Raw genomic sequence first — 22,374 nt, forward strand, 5'->3', positions numbered from 1 at the left:
TGGCCGCGTCAGGCACGATGACACTATGGGGCCCATGACATTGGGCCCCAAAGAGCTCCACAACGGCGAGCACCTGGAGCTGAAGTCGGCGAGCGGCCGGTGGGTGTTACTGGCGACCGTCCTCGGGTCCGGACTCGCGCTGCTCGACAGCACCGTGGTCAACGTCGCACTGCCCTTTCTGGGCGAGGAACTCGACGCGGGCATGGACGGCCTGCAGTGGACGATCAACGCCTACACGCTCACCCTCGCCGGGCTGATTCTCCTGGGCGGGTCCCTCGGCGACCGCTATGGCCGGCGGAGGGTCTTCCTCGTCGGCACGGTGTGGTTCGCCGTGGCGTCCGCGCTGTGCGGGCTGGCGCCGAACATCGAGGTCCTGATCGCGGCCCGGGCCCTGCAGGGCATCGGCGGGGCGCTGCTGACGCCGGGGTCGCTGGCGATCATTCAGGCGTCGTTCGTGAGGCACGACCGGCCGCGGGCGGTCGGGGCATGGTCGGGGCTCGGCGGGGTGGCCGCCGCGATCGGGCCACTGCTCGGCGGGTGGCTGGTGCAGACGGTGGGGTGGCGGTGGGCGTTCCTGATCAACCTGCCGTTCGCGCTGGTGGTGGTGCTGGTCGCGCTGCGGCACGTGCCCGAGAGCAGGGACGAGCAGGCGGCGGGGCGCTTCGACGTGCTGGGGTCGGTGCTGGCGGCGCTGGCGCTGGCCGGCATCACGTACGGGCTGATCGAGACGGGTGCCCTGGTCCCGTTGCTGGCCGGGCTGGCGCTGGCGGCCGCGTTCGTGGTGCTGGAGATCCGCAGGTCGCCGGACGCGCTGGTGCCGGTGGGGATCTTCAAGAACCACGTGTTCTCGGCGGTGAACGTGGTGACACTGATCATGTACGCGGCCATGGGCGTGGTGTTCTTCCTGCTGGTCGTGCAGTTGCAGGTGGTGTCCGGGTTCTCGCCCATCGCGGCGGGCCTCGCCATGTTGCCGACCACGATTCTGATGATCGTGCTGTCGGCCAGGGCGGGTGACATCGCCAAGCGCTACGGGCCGCGCCTGCCGATGACCATCGGGATCCTGATCGCGGGCTGCGGGTTCCTCTGGATGAGCACGATCGGTCCGGACGCCTCCTACGTGCTGCAGGTCCTGCCCGCGGTGTCCGTCTTCGGGCTCGGGCTGTCGGCGGCGGTCGCGCCGCTGACGGCGACCGTCCTGGCCACCGCCGACGAGCGGTATGCGGGCACCGCCAGCGGCGTCAACAACGCGGTCGCCCGCACCGGCAGCCTGCTCGCCGTGGCCGCGGTGCCGCCGCTGGTCGGGCTGGTGGGCGACGCGTTCCAGAATCCGCCGGTGTTCGACGCCGGGTTCCGGATGGCGATGCTGATCAGTGCCGGGATGATGGTGGTGTCGGCGCTGATCACGTTCGTCACGATCAGGGAAAACGTGCTGGCGGCCGAGGACTAGAAGGCGAACGCCTGGCTGCGGACGCTGTTGTCGAAGTTCGACAGCAGCAGCTCGGGCTCGCCGACCGAGCGGACGCCGGGGAGCCGGGTCAGCAGCTCGCGGAACATCGTGCGCATCTCCTGCCTGGCCAGGTTCGCGCCCAGGCAGAAGTGCGGTCCCGGGCCGCCGAAGCCGACGTGCGGCTTGGTGTCGCGGGTGATGTCGAACGTGTCCGGGTCGGGGAAGACCGACTCGTCCCGGTTGGCGGAGCCGTAGAACAACACGACCTTGTCGCCCTTCTTCAGCTCCAGGCCGCGCAGCGAATAGTCCTCGGTGACCGTGCGGCGGAACTGCATGATGGGCGAGACGTAGCGGACCATCTCCTCGATGGCCGCGTTGATGTGCGTGCCGAAGTCGCTCATGAGCAGCTCGCGCTGCGCCGGGTTGTCGGTGAGGAGCTTGATGCCGTGCGCCATCGTGTTGCGGGCGGTCTCGTTGCCGGCGACCAGCAGCAGCGCGAAGAAGGAGCCGAGCTCCTTGTCGGTCAGCTTCTCCCCGTCGGGGTTGGCGTTGACCAGGAGGGACACGAGATCGCCCTTGGGGTCGGCGACGCGTTCGTGGCCGAGCTTGATGACCATGCGCTGCAACGCCAGCAGGGCCAGCATGTTCTGGCCGGCCATCTGGACGCTGCGGGCCAGGCTGGGGCGTACGCCGGTGTAGGCGGTGGAGACGTCGACGTGCTGGTGGACCTTGGCCCGCAGCTCCTGCGGGATGTCGAGCATGTCGCAGATGACGTGAATCGGCAGGCGGGCGGCGACCTGGGTGACGAAGTCGCGGGGGCCGTCCTTGACGACGTCGTCGACGATGCGGGCGCAGGCGGCCTCGATGTCGCTCTGCAGGCCGGCCAGCATCTTGGGGCTGAAGGAGCGGGTGACGATGCGGCGCAGGCGGGCGTGGCGCGGGTCGTCCATGTTGACCATCGATTCGCCGAACACCTGCTTCACCCAGCCGGGCGGCTCCGGGTTGGTGACCGCCGGCTCGCTGGAGAAGATCTTGGCGTTGCGGCTGGCCTCGACCACGTCCGCGTGCCGTACGAGCGCGTAGAAGCCCTTGCCGGAGCGCAGGAGCGGCACCTTCTTCTCCGGGAAGAACACCGGATGCTCTAATTGCCGGAGCCGGGCGAACGCCTCATTCCGCTCTTTGAGCGGCCTGCGCCAGAAATCCAGATCAGCGAGGTCGATGTCCACCCGTCTATCCTGGCACGTTCCCATGGTGTTAAAGCCGGGTTCGTGCGGGCCGGACATACCTGCAAGTATGAATGCGCTGCTCGCCGCCTGCCTGGTTCTGCCCCTCGCTTCCGGCGCCACTCCCGCCGCCGCCCGCTCGTGCGGCGGGCATCCTCTCGACTTCGACGGCGACAGCCGTCCCGACCTCGCCGTGGCCGCCCCCTACGACAACGCGCGGGCCGGTTCGGTGACCGTCATGTATGGGTCGGGGAAGAAGGTGAAGCTCGCCCAGGACGGCGCGGAGCCGGGCGACTCGTTCGGATCGGCGCTGGCCGTCGGCGACTTCAACGGCGACAAGTGCGCCGACCTGGCCGTCGGGGTGTCGGAGGAGTTCGCCGGGGAGCGGATCTCCGGCGCCGACGGGAACGGGGTCGTCCAGCTCTTCAGCGGGTCCGTGGACGGTCTGGTCAAGGGCAAGGAGCTGGCGGTCGCGAAGCCGTCCAGCGACCGGTTCGGGGCCTCGCTGGCCGCCGGGGATCTCGACGGAGACGGGCGGGACGAGCTCGTCGTGGGTGCGCCCAGCCACCGGTCGGGTGGCGCGGTGACGGTGTACTGGATGAAGGGCCGCAAGCCGTACCAGATCACGCAGAAGACGCCGTGGGTGCGGCAGGCGGCGAACGTGACCGACCAGTGGGGCGCCTCGCTCGCGACCGGGGACTTCGACGGGGACGGGCGTGACGAGCTGGCCGTCGGGGCGCCTGCCGACAGCGTCACGCTGGACGGGCAGGGTTCGGTGACGGTGATCGACGTACGGGGTGAGCGGGCGCGGCAGCTCACCCAGAGCAGCCCGGGCATCAAGGGCGCCTCGGAGAAGTGGGACGGGTTCGGCGCGGCGCTGGCCACCGGGGACTTCAACGGCGACGGCAAGGCCGACCTGGCCATCGGCGTGCCCGGGGAGGGCATCACCAAGAACCAGCGCGCCCTGGACTACGGTGACGGCACCGTGGACGTCCTGTACGGCTCCCGCAACGGGCTGCGCACCGACAAGACCGAGGCCTGGTCGCAGAACACGCTCGACGGCAAGCCCCGTTACTACGACCGGTTCGGCGCGTCGCTGGCCGCCGGGGACTTCAACGGCGACGGCAGGGACGAGCTGGCCATCGGCGTGCCCGGCGAGCGGGCGGTCCAGGTGCTGATGGGCCGGTCCTCCGGCGGGCTGACCAGGGTCGGGAACCTGCTGATCAAGGGCAAGGGGCGGGACTTCGGCGCCTCAATGGCCGCGCTGCCCCTGGGCGAGCGCTACCGGCCGCTGGAGAAGCGCCGGCCGCTGTACGGGCTGGTGGTGGCGGCGCCGGACCAGGGGCTGGTCATGTACGCGCCGGGCTCCAGGAAGCCGGGTCTGCGGCTGGGCAAGGTCCGCCAGCTCAGCAAGGGCACCGGCCTGTTCGGCTACGCCATCGGCTGAGTCACCGGAAGGATCACCCGGAACAGGGCGCCCTTGCCGGGCTCGGACTCCGCGGTGACGATCCCGCCGTGGGCCTCCACCAGGGTCGCCGCGATCGACAACCCCAGTCCCGACCCGCCGGCGCCGCGTGCCGGGTCGGCCCGGTAGAACCGCTCGAACACCCGCTCCGCCACGTCCGGCGGGAACCCGGGCCCTTCGTCGGCCACCTCCACCACGGCCTGGTCGCCGTCCACGCCGACCCGCACCTGGAACGCCGTGCCCGCCGGGGTGTGGGTGAGCGCGTTGGTCACGAGGTTGCCGACCACCTGCCCGAGCCGCGGCTCGTCCCCGATCACCACCACATCGCCTTCTCCCGCGAACAGCCGTACCAGCTCGATCCGCCGGTCGGGGGCCAGCGTCTGGGCGTCGATCACCGCCGTGGCCGCCAGGCTCAGCAGGTCCACAGGCCGCATGGCCAGCTCGCGCCGCTGGTCCAGCCGGGCGAGCAGCAGCATGTCCTCCATCAGCAGCCCCATCCGCGCCGCCTGCCCCTCGATGCGGCTCAGCAGCCGTACGGCCTCGTCCAGGTCGCGCTCCTCCCCCAGCCGGTAGAGCTCCGCGAACCCCCTGATCGACGTCAGCGGTGTGCGCAGCTCGTGGGAGGCGTCGGCCATGAACCGGCGCATCAGCTCTTCCGAGCGCCTGGCGGCCGTGGCGGAGCGGCGGGCGGACTCGGCCGCCTCCTCCCGTTCCCGCGCTGCCGACTCGATCCGGGCGAGCATGGTGTTGAGCGAGCGGCCGAGCTTGCCGACCTCGGTGGTGGCCGCCCAGAGCGGCACGCGGCGCGACAGGTCGCCGCCCGCGATGTCCTTGGCCGTCCGCGCGATGTCGCGCAGCGGGCGCAGGCTGCGGCGTACCAGCCAATGGCAGACGACGCCGAGCACGATCAGCGTGCCGCCGCCGGCCACCGCCACGATGAGGGCGAGCTGCGAGACCGTGGCGTCCACGTCGCCCAGATTGACGGCGATCACCCGGCTCTGGCCCTCGCGCCCGGGCGCGGCGACGACCCGCCAGCTCGGGCCGCCCGCCGCCCGCGACTCAACGGTGAACGGGCGGCCCTGGAGCGCGCGCACGTCGGCGGCGGCCAGCCGGGGCAGGGCGGGGACGTGCTCGTCGGTCGACTCGCTGAGCGTCCTGATCGTGGCGCCGTTCGCGTTCAGCACCACGACGTGGAACAGCCCGAAGAAACGTTCCGGGCGCGCCGGGCGCGGCTCGGGCGGCGGGGGCATGTCGCGCGGGGTGCTGGCGGCACGCAGTTGCTGGTCGACGCGGTCGACGAGGTAGCCCCGCAGCAGCCATGCGGCGAACAGGCCGGTCAGGGTGATGGCGAGGGTGACCAGCAGCAGGGTGGCCGAGACCAGCCGCAGCCAGAGCGGAGTCCGCGCCAGATATTTCCTCATACGCGGGGCGGGCGCAGGATGTAGCCGACTCCGCGCAGCGTGTGCAGGTATTTGCGCTCGCCGGTGTCCACTTTCCTGCGCAGGTAGGAGACGTACGACTCGACGAGGCCGACGTCGGTGCGCCAGTCGCCGTTCCAGACGTGGTCGAGGATCTGCGTCTTGGACAGCACCCGGCCCACGTTGAGCATGAAGTACTGCAGCAGCCTGAACTCCGTCGGCGACAACTTCACGGGGATGCCGTCCCGCCAGACCTCGTGGGTCTCCTCATCCAGCTCCAGGTCGGCCACCTGCAGCCGGTTCGGCGGCGGAGTACCGCGCCGGGTCCTGCGCAGCACCGCCCGGATCCGGGCGATGACCTCTTCCAGGCTGAACGGCTTGGTCACGTAGTCCTCGCCGAGCCCCAGCCCGGCGATCCTGTCTTCGGGCGCGTCCTTGGCGGTCACGAAGAGCACGGGGACCCGGCGGCCGCGGGACCGCAGCCTGCCCGCGACCGCCAGGCCGTCAAGGTCGGGCAGCATCACGTCGAGCATCACCAGGTCCGGCGAGCTCTCCTCGGCCACCCGCAGCGCCTCCATGCCGTCGGCGGCGGTCAGCACCTCGAACCCGGCCATGCGCAGGCTGGCCGAGAACAGCTCCCTGATGTTGGGCTCGTCGTCGACCACCAGGAGCCTGGCCTCGGGCTCGCGGCTCATCGCGGGCCGCCTCCCTGGGTGATCGAGGCCGCGGCCACGGAGCCGTCGTCGCCCTGGCGGCCGCGTACCGTGATCGTGCTGCCCGCCTGCAGGTCGGACACCTTGCCCGGCTTGGCGATCTGGACGGTGGTCTGGTCGGTGGTGGTGACGGTGATGGTGGAGCCGTCCATGATCTTGACGTAGATCGTGCCGCCCTCCACCTTCTCCACGGTCCCGATCGTGCCGCCGCCCATGCGCTGGGCGAAGCCGCCCTGCCGGCCGCCGTACCCGGGGGGCGCCTGCTGCACTCCCGCGGGGCCGTACCCCTGGGGCGCCTGTTGCATTCCTCCGGCGCGCAGCTGGGCTGCCGAGGTGCCGGCCGAGCCGCCGGTCAGCTTGCCGGCCTGGATGCCGATGATGATCCCCGCCACCAGCACGACGCCGGCGGCCAGCGTCAGTGTGAGCTTCGACAGGCCCGCGCGGGGCTGGACGGCGAGCTCCTCGCGCAGGTCCTCGGGGTACGGCGAGGAGTCGAGCTGGGCCATGTGCATCTCCTTACGTGGCGCCCTACTCATGGCGCAGGGCCTGGATCGGCCTGAGCTTGGCCGCCCGGTTGGCGGGATAACTGCCGAAGAACAGCCCGATCCCCACTGACACGCCCAGCGCCAGCGCGACCGACGACGGCACCAGGACGGGCTCGATGCCGGCGATCGTGAATCTGGTCCCCAGGAACGCCACCAGCACCCCCGACAGCCCGCCGACCAGACTCAGCAACGTGGCCTCCAGCAGGAACTGGCCCAGGATGGCGCTCCTGGGCGCGCCGATCGCCTTGCGGATGCCGATCTCGCGGGTGCGCTCCGTGACGGTCACCAGCATGATGTTGGTGATGCCGATGCCGCCCACCAGCAGCGAGATCGCGGCGACGGCGCCGAGCAGCACGGTGAAGGTACCGGTCGCCGCGCTGACGGTCTCCTGCAACGTGGCCTGGTTGAGCAGGCGGTAGTCCGGGTTGTCGTTGGTGATGCCATGTCGTTGGTTGAGGATAGCCGTGACCTCCGACTGGGCCGTCGTGGTGGTCGCGGCCCCGGTCGCCTGGACGACGATCGAGCTGAGCGAGCCGAACCCGCTCAGGCTCTGCTGCACGGCCGGCAGCGGCGCGACGGCCACGTCGTCGGCGTCCTGCATGCCGGTGGACCCGGCCTCCTTCAGCACGCCGACGACCGTGAACGGCACGCCGGACACGCTGACCTGCTTGCCGATCGGGTCGACGGTCCCGAACAGCTCCTCCACGACGGTCTGGCCGAGCACCACGACCTTCCTGGCGGCCAGCACGTCGTCGTTGAAGAAGTACGTGCCCTTCGCCACGGGCTTGTTCGTGGCCTCGAAGTAGCTCGGGTACGTGCCGACGAACTGGGCGATCGTGTGGCTGGCGGCCCCGTACGCGGCGGTCGAGGAGGCGGGGGTGACCACGGGCGAGACGCTCTTGACCGAGGGCGCGAGCGTCTTGTCGGTCAGCGCCTTGGCGTCGGCCAGGCTGAGCTGCCTGGCCTGGGTGCGGGGGCCGGTGTTGCCGCCCTGCGTCCGCATGCCCGCGCCTGCTCCCCCGCCACCGCCCCCGCCCCCGCCTCCGGAGAAGGAAGGGGAGATCGTCAGCGTGTTCGCGCCGAGGCGCTGGATGTTCTGCTGGATGCTGCGCGAGGAGCCCTCGCCGACGGCCACCAGCATGATGACGGCGGCCACGCCGATGAGGATGCCGAGCGTGGTGAGCGAGCTGCGCATCTTGTTGGCCAGCAGGCCGCGCAGCGCGAAGCGGAGGATTTCGAGCTGGTTCACCGGGCCGCCATCCTCGGGGGCGGGCCGTCCACGGGCGCCTGCCGGCGGTCTTCGACGATCTCCCCGTCCACCAGCCTGACCACTCGCTTGGCGTGCGCAGCCACGTCGTCCTCATGGGTGATGAGCACGATCGTGCGGCCGGAGTCGCTGAGCCGGTCCATGATCTGCAGCACGTCGCCGGTGGAGGCGGTGTCGAGGTTGCCGGTCGGCTCGTCGGCCAGCAGCAGGGCCGGGGCGGTGACCAGCGCCCTGGCGACGGCGACGCGCTGCTGCTGGCCGCCGGAGAGCTGGTTCGGCTCGTGGTGCACGCGGTCGGCCAGGCCGACCTGCTCCAGCGCGGCCAGCGCCCGGGCGCGCCGCTCGGCCAGGCCGACGCCGCCGTACACGAGCGGCAGCTCCACGTTGGACAGGGCGCTCATGCGCGGGATCAGGTTGAACGACTGGAAGACGAACCCGACCCGGCGGTTGCGCAGGATGGCGAGCTGGTGCTCGTCCAGACGGCCCACGTCGGCGCCGTCGATCAGGTACGTGCCGCTCGTGGGCACGTCCAGGCAGCCGAGGATGTTCATGAGCGTGGACTTGCCGGAGCCGGAGGCGCCCATGATGGCGACGAAGTCGCCGCGCTCGACGTCCATGCTGACGCCGCGCAGGGCGCGGACCCGGGCATCGCCCTCGCCGTACTCCTTGACGAGGTTCCTGACGCGCAGGACCGGCGCGGGGCCGTCCGGGGCCGTCATTGCCCGCCTCCCTGCATGCCACCCCCACTGCGCACCGGGCCGCCGGCGGGGAAGCCGCCGCCGCCGAACTGGCGCTGGATGCCGCCGCCGGTGGTGGTGCCGGTCGAGGCCGCCGGCGGCACGATCTGGTCACCCTCGGACACGCCCGACTTGATCTCGGTCAGCGTCGCGCCGCGCACCCCGACCTCCACCGGGGTCCTGGTCTGCCTGCCGTCCTTGAACAGAGTGACCGTGGTCTGCCCGCCGCTGGTGGAGACCGCCGTGGAGGGGACGGTGACGACGTCGTCCGCCTGGCCGACCACGACCTCGACGGTGGCGGTCTGGCCCAGCCGCACCTGGCCCGGCACCTCCGTGAAGGTGACCGTGACCGGGTACTGCACCACGTTGTTGCTGGTGGCGGCCACCGGCTCGATCTGGGTGACCTTGCCGGTGGCGCGCACGCCGGGCAGCGCGTCGAACGTGACCGTGGCCGCCTGGCCCTGCTTGAGCTTGCCGGCGTCGGCTTCGGTGAAGGAGGCGACCAGCTGAAGCTTGCCGGTGTCGGCGATCTCGACGAATCCGCTGGATCCCGACCCGGAGCCGGTCTGGGCCTGTCCGGTGCCCTGCCCGGAGCTTTGTCCCGAACTCTGCCCTGAGCCGCTGTTGCCGCCGACCGAGCCGTTCACCGCCGTGACCGTGCCACCGAACGGGGCCTTCAGCACGGTGCCCGCTACGGTGCGCCGCGCCTCTCGATAGTCGTTGCGGGCTTTGATGTAGGCGGAGTAGAGCTGGGCCGTGCCGGTCCCGTCGGCCACGGCGCTGTCGTACGCGGCCTTGGCCGCCGACAGGCTCTCCTGGGCGGCGTCGTCGTCGAGCCTGGCCAGGATGTCGCCCTTGCCGACCTTGTCGCCGGCCTTCACGTAGATCTTCTCGACCGTCCCGGACGTCCCGAACGAGAGGGCGCGGGACTTGGAGCTCGCGACCGCGCCCGAGGCCGACACGGAGGCCACCACGGAGCCGCGGCTGGCCGTCACCGTGCGCACGGTCGTCTCGCCGGCCGCCTGTCCCGTGCCGAGCTGGCCGTAGGCGAGCACGGCACCGCCCAGCAGGAGCACCGTCAGGGCTCCGTTGGTCATCAGCGCCCGGCGGCTCATCCGCGCTCTGCGCCTGTTCGACACCTTCACAGGCGGTGACCCTTGCACACAAGCCTGCGCCGCAGCCGCGAGCAAGCTGAACGTTCGCTGACAGTGCCGGTCCCGGGGCGGACGCACAGCGAACTCTGAGGCTCCTCGCAGCGTGCCGCGAACCTGCTTCGCCAGGATGATCCGCCATGAGACGGACTTTCGCGCTGGGCGGGCTCGCCCTGGCCGTGCTCGCCGCGGGATCCGGCCTGGCGCTCACGCTGCGCGACGACACCCCGGCCGCCGTTCAGGTACGGCTCGCCGCCGCCCAGCGCGGGCAGGTCACGGCCGTGGTGAGCGCCGCCGGCAACACCGTGGACGGCTCCCGCCGCGACCTGGCCTTCGGTTCTTCCGGGACGCTCACCAAGGTGTACGTCAAGGTCGGGGCCAAGGTGAAGAAAGGCCAGGTCCTGGCCAGGATCGACGGGCGGGCGGCGCGGGAGGCGTACGAGGCGGCCCAGGCCGACGTGGCGGCGGCCGAAGAGGCCCTGGAGGAGGCGTCCGCCACGACGGCCACGTCGAACAGCGCGGTGACCTCCTGCGCCCCAAGCGGCGGGGGCGCCCTTGGTCCAGCGGGCCGCCGCTCCGCAGACCCGAGTCCGAGTGCGAGCCTCAGCCCGACGGGGAGCTCGACGCCGGACCCGACGAGCAGCCCGCGCCCGTCGGCCACCCCCACCACGGAGCCGACCGACCCCGGGCCCGAGCCCCGGCCCACGGTGACGGTCACGGTGACCGCCACCGTCACCGCGACCGTCACCGCCACGGTGGGCGGCGGCACCCAGCAGCCTGGAGACGGGCGGCCGCCCTCGGCCGACGGCAGCCCGTCGGCCACGAGCTCCCCCACTGGCTCCCCCACCGGCAAGCCATCCGCCGGGGGTAAACCCACCGCGAGCCGGAGGCCCACCGCGAGCGGCAACCCGTCGGCGCGACCGAGCACCGGTGCGTCGAGCGGCGCTCGCCCGACGCAGGGCACCGGCCCCTGCGGGCCGAACCAGACCGGGGCCAGGGCCGAGTCCGGCGAAGAGCAGGCCGCCGCCAACGTGGACCGCGCCGAGGCCGCGCTCGAGCAGGCGGCGGACGCCGTACGCGCCACCCGCATCGTGGCCCCGGCCGCGGGAACGGTGCTGTCGGTCGCGGGCGGCGTCGGCGACACGGCGGGCACGGACACCTTCATCAGCCTCGGCGACCTGGACGAGCTGCAGGTCCAGGCCATGGTCACCGAATCCGACGTCAACCGGCTCAAGCTCGGCCTAAGGGCTCAGATCACGCTCGCGACGCGTGGCGGCGAACGCCATGAGGGCACGGTGACGGCCATCGCGCCGACCGCCACCGTGGACGGTCAGCTCGTCCGCTACTCGGTCACCCTCGCCTTCGACGCGCCGCCGTCCGGCCTCATGCTCGGTCAGACGGCCTCGGTGACCGTCACCACGGACGAGGCCAAGAACACGATCTACGTCCCCGCGGCGGCGGTACGCAGCAGGTCCGACGGCACCCAGGTGGTCACCGTACGGTCGGGAGGCCGGGACGTGGCGAAGGTGGTGCGGACGGGAGTGCGCGGTGACCAGTACGTCGAGGTCACCGCGGGCTTGGGCGAGAGCGACCAGGTGGTCATGTCGGGCGGCACGACGGGCGAGTTCCCTGACGGCACCTGGCCCGGCGCATGACCTCCGCCCTCCGCCACCTGTGTTGAGGGGATCTTCAGCTGGTTCCCAGCGGACGTTCAGCCAACCGGGGGCGCCCCCGCCTGGCCGGCCGCCGCCGCCCCCGTCAGGGCCGGGATGCTGATGCGGTGGGCGGTCTTGGCCTTGGCGCCGCGGCGGGAGATGTAGTCCAGCGTCCGGTAGTCGACGGACAGGTCGTCGCGAGTCAGGCGGGCCACCAGGTAGCCGCGGCGCTGGTCGATGTAGGAAATGTGGGGATTCTCCTGGAGGGCCTCCGCGATCCACGTCCGGTCCCGGTACCCGTCCCCGTCGCTCGCGATCGACGATGCCACCAGCTCCCTGGCCACCACCGGCGAGTCGGGGTCGTCGAAGTCGGTCTTGAGCTCGGCCAGGTGGTGCATGTGCGCGTCCCCCGTCAGGACCACCGGGTTGGGCGTACGGGCCAGCGACCCCAGCAGCCGCGTCCGCTCGGCCGCGTACCCGTCCCACGAGTCCAGGTTGACCTCACGCCCCGGCCCGACCTTGTAGTCGCGGTGCGTCATCATGATCTGCTGGCCGAGCAGGTTCCAGCGGGTGGTGGAGCCGCGCAGCCCCTCCTCCAGCCACCGCCACTGGCCGGCGCCGAGCAGCGTGCGCTGGTCGGCGAGGCGGTCGTCGCACCCGGCCCGTACGCCGTCCAGGCACGCCTGGTCGTCGCGGAACTGCCGGGTGTCGAGCAGGTGGAAGCGGGCCAGCGTGCCCCAGGAGATGCGCCGGTTCACCTTGAGCACCGCCCCGTTGAGGCTGGCGCGGCGCAGCGGCATGTTCTCGTAATACGCGCGGAACGCCTCGGCCCGCAAACGGGCGAACCCGGGAGTCTCCCTGCTGGAGACCGGCCCGGCCCAGTTGTTCTCCACCTCGTGGTCGTCGAACGCCACCAGCCACGGCGCCGCCGCGTGCGCGGCCTGGAGATCGTGGTCGCTCTTGTACTGGGCGTGCCGGAGCCGGTAGTCGGCGAGCGTCTGGCACTTGCCGGGCGTGTGGGTGCGTACGCGGCCGGCCAGTGCCGTGTAGCCGCTGGGGCCGTACTCGTACATGTAGTCGCCGAGGAACACCACCAGATCGGGCTCCTCCTCGGCCAGCCGCCGGTAGGCGGTGTAGTAGCCGTGCTCGTAGTGCGCGCAGGCGGCCACCGCGAAGGTGAGCGGAGTCGTCTCGCCGGTAGGCGTCGTCCTGGTGCGGCCGGTGGGTGAGATCCGGCCCTCGCTCCTGAACCGGTAGAAGTAGTCGCGCCCCGGCTCCAGGCCCTTCAGCTCGACGTGGACGCTGTGGGCGTCGCGGGCCCGGGCGGTTGCCGTACCGGACTCGACGATCCTGGAGAAACGCTCGTCGACCGAGACCTGCCAGTCCACCTGCACGTCGCGGGCCGGCATGCCGCCGCGGCCGTCGCCGCTCAGCGGGTTGACGGCCAGCCGCGTCCACAGGACGAAGCCGTCGGACGAAGGGTCGCCTGAGGCCACGCCGAGCGTGAACGGGTCGGTTCTGAGGGTTCTGGAGGAGGACGTGGCGGATGCTGGGGAGATGGGGGCTTGTGAGCTGAGGAGGCCGGCTGTCGCCGCCGCCGTCAGGAAGGCTCTACGGTCCACGTCCACAGGTATGTCCGCCTGCGCTGACCCCGCCGTGACAGTGGAGTCAAGGGCGGATGAACAGCATCAGTCGTCCCGTACGTCGGGCAGCGTTTCGCGCAGGGCCGCAGCATCGGTGAAGTGCACGCCGCGCATGCCCGCGCGTTCGGCGCCCTCGACGTTCTCCTGACGGTCGTCAATGAAGACGATCTCTGACGGGGCGGCGCCGAGCGCGCGGGCCATCTCGTCGAAGATCTCCCGATCCGGCTTGACCAGGCCCATCCTGCCGCTGTAGAAGCGGCGGCCGATGGCGGCGACCCAGGGCAGCTGGTCCAGCCCGTCGCCCATGCAGACCGGCATGTTCGACAGCAGCGCGACGTCGCACCCCGCCTCGATGAGCTCACCGAGCAGGGTCACCGTGCCCTCGTTGGGATGGGCCCAGCTGGCCACGTCCATGGCGACCAAGCGGGCGACCTCGGCGTGGGTGGCGCTCCTGCCGAGCACCGCGGACCAGTAGGCGAGCGGGGGCAGGCCGCGGTCGAAGTCCAGGCGGTGCTCCCAGTAACCCTCCTTGAACACCTCGGGGTCCACGTTCACCGCCCGCGCCATGGCCAGGGCGTCGGACTCGGGCTGGGGCAGCGACAGGACGCCGCCGTAGTCGAAGACAATCCACGTCATACCAAGAATGGTCGCAGATGCGGATCAAGCGCCGGACAGCCCAGATACTTCTCGGCGGTGTGGAAGTCGATCCAATCGAGATTGACCAGCTCCTCGACGTCCACGCCGGCGAAGCTGCCGCACAGGTCGGGCGGGATGGCGGCGATGTCGTCCTTGTCGGCGATGTTCACCCAGCGCCGGACCCCGGACGGGCGCTCGCCTCGGCCGTTGATGGGGGCGGGCAGCAGGCGCTCGAAGACGACGTTGCGCATGCCGAGCGGGCTGCCGAGGGTGATCAGCAGGTCGATCCGCAGGTCGGGGTTGGCCCAGAGGGCCTCGTACGCGACGACGCTGCCGAGCGAGTGCGCGATGACCACCTTCGGCCGGTTCCTGCGGATGGCCTCGGCGACGACCTGCCGGCACTTCTCGCGCCTGGCCTGGTCGGTGAGGTATGCCGCCACCTCCGGCGCGAACAGCTGGGCGAACGCCGCCGACCTGCCGTCGAGCTTGGTGAGCAGCCAGCCGGTGAACGACTTGAGCGCGCCGGTGATGTGCTCGCCGACGCCCAGGTTCTTCGCCCATTCCGCGAGGACCTGCTGAGCGGGGGCTTCCATGGCGGCCAGCGAGCGCGGGGCGTCCTTCCCGTCGTGCAGGTGGTGGGAGAAGTACGCGATCTCGCTGAAGTACGCCCTCGCCTCGCCGCCGAGCGCGGTGTGCAGGTAGCGGTCCCATTTGAGGCGCATGGCCTGCGCGGCACCGGCCGCGGACCGGCCGGCCTCCACGTAGTAGTTGTACTTGCCGATCCCGTGTACGCCGACGATGACCGCCATCCTGCCTCCTCACGCGCGATCTTCTGGCGCGATGGTGGCACATGCCGCTTGCATCCGGCCATCACGAGAACGCCCGGCTTCAGGGTCTGAGCCGGCGCGATCCGAAGGCAGTCATGGAAAATGCCGTTGCGTGCGGCATATGGCACACAGATACGGTGACACTTACCTACATCAGGCATATTTCTGAACAGGAGCCCCACCCATGTCCCGCCCGCTGGTCGTCAACGACTCGGTCGTCATCCCCGACGCCGAGCTCGTCTGGCGCTTCTCCCGTTCGTCAGGCCCGGGCGGCCAGGGCGTCAACACCACCGACAGCCGGGTGGAGCTGATCTTCGACGTTGCCGCGAGCACGGCGCTGCCACCCCTGCTCAAGGCCCGGGCACTCGACCGGCTCGGCTCCGGCACGATCACGATCGCCGCTTCGGAGTACCGTTCCCAGCTCAGGAACAGAGAAGCCGCCGCGCATCGCCTGGCGCAGCGGCTGCGCGAGGCCATCGCCCCACCGCCGAAGCGCCGCCGCCCGACCAAGCCGAGCCGGGGCGCCATCGAACGCCGCATCGCCGCCAAGAAGCACCGCGCCGACCTCAAACGCCAGCGCCGCGAACCCTAGGCGCAGCACGGGCCCGGCTCAGAGCAGGAGCGCGGGCTCCATCACCTCGGCCGGGCACAGCTGGGTGATCACGGCGCGGACCTGGCGGCGCAGGGCGGGATCGGCGAGATAGCCGTCCTCGTCGAAGTGCGGGCAGGCAGGCGAGATCACCAGCTCGGCGCCCATCACGACGGCCCCGGCCGCCTGGAGCCGCTTGTACAACTCCGCCTGCGCCCACATGGCCCCGCAGGCTCGCGCGCTCGCGCTCATCACCGCCACATGCTTGCCGGTCAGCGCGTCACCGGCGGACATCCAGTCGAGGGTGTGGATCAGCTCGCCAGGCAACAGACTGTGCTCGGGTGCGGTCATGAGCACCGCGTCCGACGCGGCGAGGAGCCCCAGGAGCTTTCGGACGGGCGCCGGCACCGGCCCGGCCGCGTACGGTGGCATCTCGCCCAGTCCCGGCCACACCTGGAATCCGACGCCCTCGGGCAGCTCACCGCCCGCCGCATCCAGCAATCTGTTGATAAAAGACCCCTCGTGGAGGCCGGCGGCGATCCCGATGATTTTCACCCTCTGCTCCCAAGGGGTTCCGGTGTTACCGGGAAACCTGCCCGATGCCGTGGATGTCCAAGACCATCTCCGGGTCAAGAACGGTACGGCTGACGCGCCGCGGCGGCGTGGGAGCCTGCGTTCTTACCTCCTCGCGGCGGCGCGGGCCCTGCGCTCCTCACGGCGCTCGACGAACCTGGCCGCCGTCGCCTCCATCTTGTCCAGGAACGCGGCCAGCTCCTCGCGTGCCTTGTCGCCCTCGGGGCCCAGGTCGCTCTTGTCGAACACCGACCACTGCCGCAGCACCGGCATGAGCACGTCGTCGAGGTGCAGGCGCAGGTCGTAGATGCCCTCGTTCGCGATGATCATGGCCTTGCGGACGAAGCCGTCGATGTTCGAGCCCGGCATCTGGAAGGTGGTGACGACGTCGGTCACCGCGCGCATGGTCTGGCTCGGGTCCAGCTCGAAGGCCGCCTTGAGCAGGTTGCGGTAGAAGAGCATGTGCAGGTTCTCGTCGGCGGCGATCCTGGCGAGCAGCCGCTCGCAGCCCTCGTCGCCGGAGGCCCTGCCGGTGTTGCGGTGCGAGATGCGGGTGGCCAGCTCCTGGAAGGAGACGTACGCCAGCTGCTGCAGCATGGTGCCGTAGTCGGTGATGAAGCCGTTCTCCATGTGCTGCATGCGAGCCCGCTCCAGCGCCACGGGATCGACGGCGCGGGTGACGGTCAGATAGTCGCGGATGGCGGTGCCGTGCCGGTCCTCCTCCGCCGTCCAGCGGTGCACCCACGTGCCCCACGCGCCGTCACGGCCGAACGTGGTGGCGATCTCATGGTGGTAGCTGGGGAGGTTGTCCTCGGTCAGGAGGTTCACGATGAGCGAGATGCGGGCCGCTTCGGGGATCTTCGAGTCGCCCTCCTGCCACGCCTCGCCCCCGTAGATGCCGTCGAAGTCGCGGCCCTCGCTCCACGGGATGTACTCGTGCGGGAACCACTCCTTGGCCATCTGGTGATGACGGTCGAGTTCCCCGGCGACCACGGGCTCGAGCTCGTGCAGCAGCTCAGTCTGAGTCATCGCCATAAAGATCTTCTCCTTCAGGTTACGGTACCGTAGGTTAGGTTACCCGACGGACATGTCGGGCGATTAACGGCATCCGTCCCGATTTAGCAGCCGATCGAGCTTGATGCCCAGATCAAGCATCTCCGAGCGGACGGAGCCGAACTCGTGGGCGAGCTCCGCCCGTACGGCCGCGAACCCCTCCACCATGTCGAGCCGCAGGTCCCCGTCCTCGTCGCCACTGTCCACCGGCCGCGCGTTCACCGCCCGCCGCACGCCCTCGACCTCGGTCTGCACGGCGGCGACATCCTCACCCAACTCGGCCCGGGCGGCGGCGAGCTCGGTGCGGAGCTCGGCGACCTCGGCCTGGAGATGCCTGGTCCGGTCGTCGACCTCACGCAGCAGGTCCCCATACCAGGCCGGCGCACCCGTCTGGAGAACCTCCCCCTGTACGTCCACAGACGCCCTACTTTCCTCTGCTTTCGTCACCATGCGATTGCAACCAGTAGCGATGGTAATCAGCGGCTGACCGCGCCGAGTGCGGTTTTACCCATCAATCGACCGGAGCCCCGGCCCGCCCCAGAGGCCGGACACTCGAGCAAATCACCTCGATTCGGACGTCATCGCGGCGATGTCGAGCTGCATGGCCTTCGCCCGGTTATTGATCTCCTGGAGCAGGCCCGCGTCATCTGTGGATGAGGAAGGAACGCTTCATGGGCGAGTTGCAGTTTCAGCTCGACCTGCTGGACGAGGTCGCCCACCGGCTGGACCTTCGCGAGCCCGACCGGAAGGCCATCGAGTCGGTTGTGCTGCGCACGTCCGACCACTATGACGTGCAGGGCAAGACCGAGCCGTACGAATGCATCGTCGACTCAGCAACCGGTGTAGGCAAGACCTACGTGATGGCCGGGCTCATGGAATACTTGGCCGGGGCCGAAGTGCCCGTACGGAACTTCCTACTGCTCACGCCCGGGCGGACCATCCGCGACAAGTCGATTCGCAACTTCACTCCGGGCAACCCCAAGTCCCTGCGGCCCTTGCTCCGATCCAACCCGGTCGTCATCACGGCCGACGACTTCAACACCCAGGCAGCCCGGATCGCGATGGACGACCCGGCACAGACGAAGCTGTACATCTTCACCGTCCAAGCTCTCACCTCCGCCACCGGCGAAGGACGCGCGACCCATGTGCCCCAGGAGAACCTGGGCATGTCGCTCTTCGACTGCCTCGCCCGACTTGACGACCTGCCGTGGCCAGGCGCGCTACCCGGTGTGTTGGTGAAGCGGGGCAAACAGGGACCCGCTCTCTGAGCTGCGGGCGCTCGCCAGCACTACCGCCACGGTGGGCTGGACCATCCCATCCCTGAGCGTCCCCCCAGATGGGAGTCCCGTTGGCGCCCGGCGCGGCGCGGTGGTGCGCTTTACCGCGTGCTCCTCCGACACGGCCGCCACGCGCTCCACGACCCGTCGCCGCCACTCCGCCACTGCGGCCCGCCAATGCGCAGGCACCTTGGCCGCGTCGCCGGTCGCCTCGCGCGGTGTCGGCGACCAGTCGGCCGCCGGCACCTCCAGCTCCACGCTCGCTCGGGCGCCGCAGCGCGGGCACGCTAGCTGTATGAGGCCAACACGTTGTCGACGCGGACTGGCACCAGCGACGCTGGCGGCTGCCCATCGGCAGCTCCGTGGGGCCGGTGATAGTTGTAGTGCAGGTTCCACACTTCGATCGCCGCGCGTCGCTCGTCTTCCGAGGTCCAGGTTCTGGCGTAGAGGAACTCTTCGGCAAGGATCCGGTTGTAGCGCTCGACTTTGCCGTTGTGTTTCGGGGTGTACGGCGTGATCCGCTGATGCTCGGGAGCCTCCGAGGGCTGCTGCAAACGCGGCAGCGGTGTAGCAGGGGCCGTTGTCGGTAACTATTCGCTCGATGTGGGTGATGCCATGCGCGGCGAACCACGCTCGCGCTCGATTGAGGAAAGCTACGGCGGTGACGGCCTGCTCGTTGGGCAGCGCTTCCGTGTAGGCCAAGCGTGAGTAGCCGTCGATCGCCGAGTGCAGGTAGACATAGCCCGTCCGTGTACCTCGGGTTTTGGCTCGAGCGCCGCCCTCGAGAACGGGAATGGTGGGCACCGGTGTGCTAGTCACCAGGGCACAGTTCCGGCGTCGTCGAAGAATCCGCCGGTCGGGCCGTCGTCGGGCAGGGTCGCGAGGTGAATCGCGATGGCCGCGCCCTGTTGTGGTGTGCGGACGCCTTGGAAGCCGTTGAGGTCGGTGGCGGTGAAGCCGGGGCAGCCGGAGTTGATCAGGATGTTGGTGTCGCTCAGTTCCTTGACGTATTGGATGGTGAGGGCGTTGAGGAAGGTCTTCGAGGCCAAGTAGGCGGCGGGAACCGGGCCCATGTCGATGCCGGGTGTGGTTTGCAGGGCGAGCGAGCCGACGCTGCTGGACATGTTGACGATCCGTGGTGATGCCGAGTCGCGCAGCATCGGCAGCATCGCGTTGGTGACCCGGATGACGCCGATCACGTTGGTTTCCACGACAGCTCGCACGGTCGCGGGCTCGACCGTGGTCGGTGTCTGCGGCACGCCGCCGGTGATCGCGGCATTGTTGACCAGAACATCGAGCCCTCCGGCATGGCCGGCGATCAGCTCGGCCGCGGCGGCGACACTTGCGTCGTCGGTCACGTCGAGCGGCACGCCGAACGCATCGGTCCCGGCCGCGCGCAGCTTGTCGACCGCGGTGTCGCGGCGTTGTTGATCCCTCGCGCCCACACCGATTCGCCAGCCAAGCGCGCCCAGGCCAGCGGCGATCTCGTATCCGATTCCCTTGTTCGCGCCGGTCACCAGCGCGATCGTCCGTTCACTCATGCCGTCGATCATGTTGCGGACTCGGGTGGGGCGTCCAAGACCGGTCGGGTGGGCGGCGATACCGCACGGGTATTGATCGTGGCCAGCGCCGAATACGATGAGCTGGTGGAGACGCGGGAGTTGCGATACTTCGTCGCCGTCGCCGAGGAGTTGCACTTCGGGCGGGCGGCACAACGACTCGCGATGGCGCAACCACCACTGTCGCGGGCGATCCAGCAGCTGGAACGGCGGCTCGGAGTCGTTCTGCTGCACCGCACTGCTCGCGCCATCGCCTTAACCGAGGCCGGGGCGGTGCTGCTGCGGGAGGCCCGGACCGCGCTCGACGCGGTCGAAGCCGCAGAGCGGCGAACCCGCCGTGCCGCGGACGACCAGCCGGGTGTGGTGCTGGCCGCCAAGGCCGGAGCGTCCAGGGAACTGTTGTCGAAGCTTCTGGACGCCTACGCCGCTGAACCGGGCTCAGTGGCAGTCGAGGTGATGTTGTGCGGGCCGGGCGAGCCGGAAAGTCTGCTGCGCACCGGGCGTGCCGACGTTGCTCTGCTCCACCGGCCTTACGACACGACAGCCGGATTCGACACCGAGGATCTGCACACCGAACAGCAGGTCGTGGTCCTGCCCAAGGGGCATCCCCTCGCCAACCGGGCGCATCTGTCGTTAGTCGAGGTCAACGCCCAGACGGACCTGCCCCTGCCGCGCTGGCCTGGAGAGGATGGCGGCCATCCGGACGGCCCCGGCCCGCAGGTGCGCGACCATACCCAACTGTTCCAACTGATCGCGCTCGGACTGGCCTGCGCCGTCGTACCCGAGTCGCTCCGAGACCAGCTACGCGACGACCACGCCATCGTGCCGGTGCCGGACGCACCGGCCGTCACGACCGTCATCGCCTGGCCACCACACAGCAGATCCAAAGCCGTCGCCGACCTCGTCCGCACCGCGACACGCCTTTAGCCGATACCCGCTGCACAATCCGAGGTTCTCCCGCTGGTCACAGCAATATCGTCTTCCGGTCAGCGACTGGCGACAAGTCCGACCGCTCATGCCGGATTGACGAAGTTCAGCCGTGACCACCACCGACGACAACGTCATGGCCAGCAACAGCTAGCAACTGCCCGCCCAGTCCCTGCCCCGGCCGCCAGGAGCCGCCGAACCGCTCCTGAACTGGGATCCCGTCGTTGCGGAGCGCCATCGACCTCCCGTGATGTGGTCAGCAGGGACGGGTGATCTGACCGTCCGGCTGGCTCCCGTTGACAGGCGGGAGTTCGCGTACCTGGGCTTCACGGGTTGGACGTGTCCGCTTGGGCTTCATGGGCGAGCTGCCGACGATGCGGTGGCGAGCCGGCGGATTCGTCGCTCTGCTGATAGTCGGTGAGGTCGCGCAGGTGCCGGATCGGTGAGGCCAGCAGGACCAACGGTATGCAGATGGCTGCGACGACAAAGATCATCAAGGTGACCCGGCCGCTGAGCACCCCGGCGATTACTCCGGCGATCAACCCGCCGATCGGGATCGCGCCCCAGGAGACGAAGCGGACCGTGGCCATCACCCGAGGCAGCAGGTCGGGCGGGCTGGCGATCTGCCGGTACGTGCGGGTCACCACACTGAGCATCACGACGCCAGCGGCGAATATCACGTTGCCCGCGGCGAAGGCGGCGAAGCCCTGCCAACCGGTGCCGAGGGGAACGACGAGCGCCCCGGCGACCGAGACGAATCCGGCGACGATCAGGGCGCGGGCGGTGCCGAGCCTGGCCGTGACCTGGTTCGTCAAAGCCGCGCCGATCAGCGTGCCGACGCCGTCCGCCGCTAGCAGCAGGCCGACGAGGCCGGGCTCGGCGTGCAGCTCGCGTACGAGGTACAGCGCGTAGAGCGCGTGCTGTGCCCCGCAGACCGTGTTGGCCGCGGTGGCGGCCCACATGCACGGACCCATGACCGGGTGGTGCACGACGAAACGCCAGCCTTCGCGGATCATCGCGCGCACCGGTGGCCAGCGGTCGGGGGCCTCTGCGCGGCGTTCGGGCAGGGTCCGTAGCAGCAAGGCTGAGACAAGGTAACTGGCCGCGTCGACGAGGAGTGTGGGCACCGCCCCGAGCACCTGGACGATGAGACCGCCAACCGACGGCCCACCGAGCTGAGTAGTGGCGTGGGTGCCGGACGTCAGACTGTTTCGGGACTGCAACTGCTCCTTGCTCACGATCGACGGCAGGAAGGTCGAGTTGGCGACGTCGAAGACGACGTTCGCGAAGCTCATCACGAGGGCCACGATCACCAGTTGGGCGACCGTCAGCCGGTCCAGCCACCAGGCCAGCGGGATGGAGATGACCGCCACCGCGCGGGCCAGGTCGGCGCCGACCTGAACCCCTCGCATGGGGAGTCGCTGCACCATCACCCCGGCGGGCAGGCCTATCACGATCCACGCGACGTAACCGGCGGCGGCGATCAAGCCCATCTCGAACGCGGAGGCGTCGAGCACCGTCAAGGCCGTCAGCGGCAGCGCCACCGCGCCTACCGCCGAGCCGACCGCGCTGGTCGTGCCAGCCGTCCACCACCGCCAGAAGACGCCCGCCCCTCCTCCACTGTCGATTCCCATCCCAGCTCCTCTCTTCAGGTAAGTTCCAGAATGGA

Annotated in this window: 21 protein-coding genes and 1 pseudogene; 6 read left to right on the forward strand and 16 right to left on the reverse strand. The window is 70.2% G+C overall.

Features of this window, described 5'->3' with window-relative positions; genetic code table 11:
- The first annotated feature begins 34 nt into the window (after window positions 1-34).
- On the forward strand, window positions 35-1,447 hold the full coding sequence (locus OHA25_RS43495) for an MFS transporter (protein WP_327582752.1): 1,413 nt from the start codon (window positions 35-37) through the stop codon (window positions 1,445-1,447).
- On the opposite strand, the gene OHA25_RS43500 is transcribed toward OHA25_RS43495, so the two are convergent.
- Entirely contained in the window at window positions 1,444-2,673 is a 1,230-nt protein-coding gene (locus OHA25_RS43500; RefSeq protein ID WP_327582753.1) for a cytochrome P450, read from the reverse strand. The two genes, OHA25_RS43495 and OHA25_RS43500, sit on opposite strands and share 4 nt — an antisense overlap.
- Window positions 2,674-2,740: 67 nt before the next feature.
- Between OHA25_RS43500 and OHA25_RS43505 the strand changes: the two genes are divergently transcribed.
- Window positions 2,741-4,117: an FG-GAP and VCBS repeat-containing protein gene (locus OHA25_RS43505; protein ID WP_327582754.1), complete on the forward strand. Its 1,377-nt coding sequence runs from the start codon at window positions 2,741-2,743 to the stop codon at window positions 4,115-4,117.
- Here OHA25_RS43505 and OHA25_RS43510 read toward each other — a convergent pair.
- Genes OHA25_RS43510 through OHA25_RS43535 form a run of 6 tightly spaced genes read right to left on the reverse strand, consistent with a single transcriptional unit; the run spans window position 4,102 to window position 9,912 of the window.
- Window positions 4,102-5,556: a sensor histidine kinase gene (locus OHA25_RS43510; RefSeq protein ID WP_327582755.1), complete on the reverse strand. Its 1,455-nt coding sequence runs from the start codon at window positions 5,554-5,556 to the stop codon at window positions 4,102-4,104. The genes OHA25_RS43505 and OHA25_RS43510 overlap by 16 nt on opposite strands.
- Window positions 5,553-6,248 (reverse strand): response regulator transcription factor, encoded by a 696-nt coding sequence (locus OHA25_RS43515; RefSeq protein WP_305918010.1) that lies wholly within the window; start codon window positions 6,246-6,248, stop codon window positions 5,553-5,555. The genes OHA25_RS43510 and OHA25_RS43515 overlap by 4 nt, the downstream gene beginning before the upstream one ends.
- Window positions 6,245-6,772: a hypothetical protein gene (locus tag OHA25_RS43520; RefSeq protein WP_327582756.1), complete on the reverse strand. Its 528-nt coding sequence runs from the start codon at window positions 6,770-6,772 to the stop codon at window positions 6,245-6,247. Before OHA25_RS43520 ends, OHA25_RS43515 begins: the two co-directional genes overlap by 4 nt.
- A gap of 22 nt (window positions 6,773-6,794) precedes the next feature.
- Window positions 6,795-8,060 carry an ABC transporter permease gene (locus OHA25_RS43525; protein WP_327582757.1) on the reverse strand — a complete coding sequence of 422 codons (1,266 nt, stop codon included), beginning with the start codon at window positions 8,058-8,060 and terminating at the stop codon, window positions 6,795-6,797.
- Window positions 8,057-8,797 (reverse strand): ABC transporter ATP-binding protein, encoded by a 741-nt coding sequence (locus tag OHA25_RS43530; protein ID WP_327582758.1) that lies wholly within the window; start codon window positions 8,795-8,797, stop codon window positions 8,057-8,059. Before OHA25_RS43530 ends, OHA25_RS43525 begins: the two co-directional genes overlap by 4 nt.
- Window positions 8,794-9,912: an efflux RND transporter periplasmic adaptor subunit gene (locus tag OHA25_RS43535; protein ID WP_327582759.1), complete on the reverse strand. Its 1,119-nt coding sequence runs from the start codon at window positions 9,910-9,912 to the stop codon at window positions 8,794-8,796. The genes OHA25_RS43530 and OHA25_RS43535 overlap by 4 nt, the downstream gene beginning before the upstream one ends.
- A 194-nt stretch (window positions 9,913-10,106) precedes the next feature.
- Between OHA25_RS43535 and OHA25_RS43540 the strand changes: the two genes are divergently transcribed.
- Window positions 10,107-11,621: an efflux RND transporter periplasmic adaptor subunit gene (locus OHA25_RS43540; RefSeq protein ID WP_327582760.1), complete on the forward strand. Its 1,515-nt coding sequence runs from the start codon at window positions 10,107-10,109 to the stop codon at window positions 11,619-11,621.
- Window positions 11,622-11,677: 56 nt separating this feature from the next.
- Here the strand turns inward: OHA25_RS43540 and OHA25_RS43545 are convergent, their stop codons facing one another.
- The 3 genes from OHA25_RS43545 to OHA25_RS43555 all read right to left on the reverse strand — a co-directional run bounded on the left by OHA25_RS43545 (window position 11,678) and on the right by OHA25_RS43555 (window position 14,709).
- A complete protein-coding gene (locus OHA25_RS43545; protein WP_327582761.1) occupies window positions 11,678-13,243 on the reverse strand; it encodes an alkaline phosphatase D family protein in 1,566 nt (521 codons plus the stop codon).
- Between the two features lie 66 nt (window positions 13,244-13,309).
- The gene (locus OHA25_RS43550; protein ID WP_305918017.1) at window positions 13,310-13,900 is read right to left on the reverse strand and encodes an HAD family hydrolase; all 591 of its coding nucleotides are present in this window, start codon (window positions 13,898-13,900) and stop codon (window positions 13,310-13,312) included.
- A complete protein-coding gene (locus tag OHA25_RS43555) occupies window positions 13,897-14,709 on the reverse strand; it encodes a hypothetical protein (RefSeq protein WP_327582762.1) in 813 nt (270 codons plus the stop codon). Before OHA25_RS43555 ends, OHA25_RS43550 begins: the two co-directional genes overlap by 4 nt.
- Before the next feature lie 202 nt (window positions 14,710-14,911).
- Between OHA25_RS43555 and arfB the strand changes: the two genes are divergently transcribed.
- Window positions 14,912-15,319, forward strand: a complete 408-nt coding sequence (gene arfB, locus OHA25_RS43560) for an alternative ribosome rescue aminoacyl-tRNA hydrolase ArfB (RefSeq protein WP_327582763.1) — start codon at window positions 14,912-14,914, stop codon at window positions 15,317-15,319.
- Between the two features lie 18 nt (window positions 15,320-15,337).
- Here arfB and OHA25_RS43565 read toward each other — a convergent pair whose 3' ends face one another.
- From OHA25_RS43565 to OHA25_RS43575, 3 genes are all read right to left on the reverse strand, one after another.
- Window positions 15,338-15,871, reverse strand: coding sequence for an NADPH-dependent FMN reductase (locus OHA25_RS43565; RefSeq protein ID WP_327582764.1), 534 nt, complete (start codon window positions 15,869-15,871; stop codon window positions 15,338-15,340).
- Window positions 15,872-15,994: 123 nt separating this feature from the next.
- Window positions 15,995-16,918 (reverse strand): acyl-ACP desaturase, encoded by a 924-nt coding sequence (locus tag OHA25_RS43570; protein ID WP_442941956.1) that lies wholly within the window; start codon window positions 16,916-16,918, stop codon window positions 15,995-15,997.
- A gap of 69 nt (window positions 16,919-16,987) precedes the next feature.
- Window positions 16,988-17,359 (reverse strand): hypothetical protein, encoded by a 372-nt coding sequence (locus tag OHA25_RS43575; RefSeq protein WP_327582766.1) that lies wholly within the window; start codon window positions 17,357-17,359, stop codon window positions 16,988-16,990.
- Between the two features lie 254 nt (window positions 17,360-17,613).
- On the opposite strand from OHA25_RS43575, the gene OHA25_RS43580 reads away from it, so the two are divergent.
- Window positions 17,614-18,210, forward strand: coding sequence for a DEAD/DEAH box helicase family protein (locus OHA25_RS43580; protein ID WP_327582767.1), 597 nt, complete (start codon window positions 17,614-17,616; stop codon window positions 18,208-18,210).
- Window positions 18,211-18,506: 296 nt separating this feature from the next.
- Here OHA25_RS43580 and OHA25_RS43585 read toward each other — a convergent pair.
- Both OHA25_RS43585 and OHA25_RS43590 read right to left on the reverse strand, forming a co-directional pair.
- Window positions 18,507-18,969 (reverse strand): annotated as a pseudogene (locus tag OHA25_RS43585) (integrase core domain-containing protein); the annotation flags it as partial.
- Window positions 18,970-19,034: 65 nt separating this feature from the next.
- Window positions 19,035-19,772 carry an SDR family NAD(P)-dependent oxidoreductase gene (locus tag OHA25_RS43590; protein WP_327582768.1) on the reverse strand — a complete coding sequence of 246 codons (738 nt, stop codon included), beginning with the start codon at window positions 19,770-19,772 and terminating at the stop codon, window positions 19,035-19,037.
- A 66-nt stretch (window positions 19,773-19,838) separates the two neighbouring features.
- On the opposite strand from OHA25_RS43590, the gene OHA25_RS43595 reads away from it, so the two are divergent.
- On the forward strand, window positions 19,839-20,705 hold the full coding sequence (locus OHA25_RS43595) for a LysR family transcriptional regulator (RefSeq protein ID WP_327582769.1): 867 nt from the start codon (window positions 19,839-19,841) through the stop codon (window positions 20,703-20,705).
- Window positions 20,706-21,031: 326 nt separating this feature from the next.
- Here OHA25_RS43595 and OHA25_RS43600 read toward each other — a convergent pair whose 3' ends face one another.
- Window positions 21,032-22,339 carry an MFS transporter gene (locus OHA25_RS43600; protein WP_327582770.1) on the reverse strand — a complete coding sequence of 436 codons (1,308 nt, stop codon included), beginning with the start codon at window positions 22,337-22,339 and terminating at the stop codon, window positions 21,032-21,034.
- Window positions 22,340-22,374 lie beyond the last annotated feature (35 nt).

The organism is Nonomuraea sp. NBC_00507, assembly GCF_036013525.1.
Lineage (GTDB): Bacteria > Actinomycetota > Actinomycetes > Streptosporangiales > Streptosporangiaceae > Nonomuraea.

Coding starts and splice junctions, on each gene's coding strand:
- OHA25_RS43600 (WP_327582770.1), bottom strand. CDS start 22,339: ATGGGAATCGACAGTGGAGGAGGGGCGGGCGTCTTCTGGCGGTGGTGG.
- OHA25_RS43510 (WP_327582755.1), bottom strand. CDS start 5,556: ATGAGGAAATATCTGGCGCGGACTCCGCTCTGGCTGCGGCTGGTCTCG.
- arfB (WP_327582763.1), top strand. CDS start 14,912: ATGTCCCGCCCGCTGGTCGTCAACGACTCGGTCGTCATCCCCGACGCC.
- OHA25_RS43540 (WP_327582760.1), top strand. CDS start 10,107: ATGAGACGGACTTTCGCGCTGGGCGGGCTCGCCCTGGCCGTGCTCGCC.
- OHA25_RS43505 (WP_327582754.1), top strand. CDS start 2,741: ATGAATGCGCTGCTCGCCGCCTGCCTGGTTCTGCCCCTCGCTTCCGGC.
- OHA25_RS43555 (WP_327582762.1), bottom strand. CDS start 14,709: ATGGCGGTCATCGTCGGCGTACACGGGATCGGCAAGTACAACTACTAC.
- OHA25_RS43580 (WP_327582767.1), top strand. CDS start 17,614: ATGGGCGAGTTGCAGTTTCAGCTCGACCTGCTGGACGAGGTCGCCCAC.
- OHA25_RS43495 (WP_327582752.1), top strand. CDS start 35: ATGACATTGGGCCCCAAAGAGCTCCACAACGGCGAGCACCTGGAGCTG.
- OHA25_RS43520 (WP_327582756.1), bottom strand. CDS start 6,772: ATGGCCCAGCTCGACTCCTCGCCGTACCCCGAGGACCTGCGCGAGGAG.
- OHA25_RS43530 (WP_327582758.1), bottom strand. CDS start 8,797: ATGACGGCCCCGGACGGCCCCGCGCCGGTCCTGCGCGTCAGGAACCTC.
- OHA25_RS43550 (WP_305918017.1), bottom strand. CDS start 13,900: ATGACGTGGATTGTCTTCGACTACGGCGGCGTCCTGTCGCTGCCCCAG.
- OHA25_RS43535 (WP_327582759.1), bottom strand. CDS start 9,912: ATGACCAACGGAGCCCTGACGGTGCTCCTGCTGGGCGGTGCCGTGCTC.
- OHA25_RS43570 (WP_442941956.1), bottom strand. CDS start 16,918: ATGACTCAGACTGAGCTGCTGCACGAGCTCGAGCCCGTGGTCGCCGGG.
- OHA25_RS43515 (WP_305918010.1), bottom strand. CDS start 6,248: ATGAGCCGCGAGCCCGAGGCCAGGCTCCTGGTGGTCGACGACGAGCCC.
- OHA25_RS43590 (WP_327582768.1), bottom strand. CDS start 19,772: ATGATCGACGGCATGAGTGAACGGACGATCGCGCTGGTGACCGGCGCG.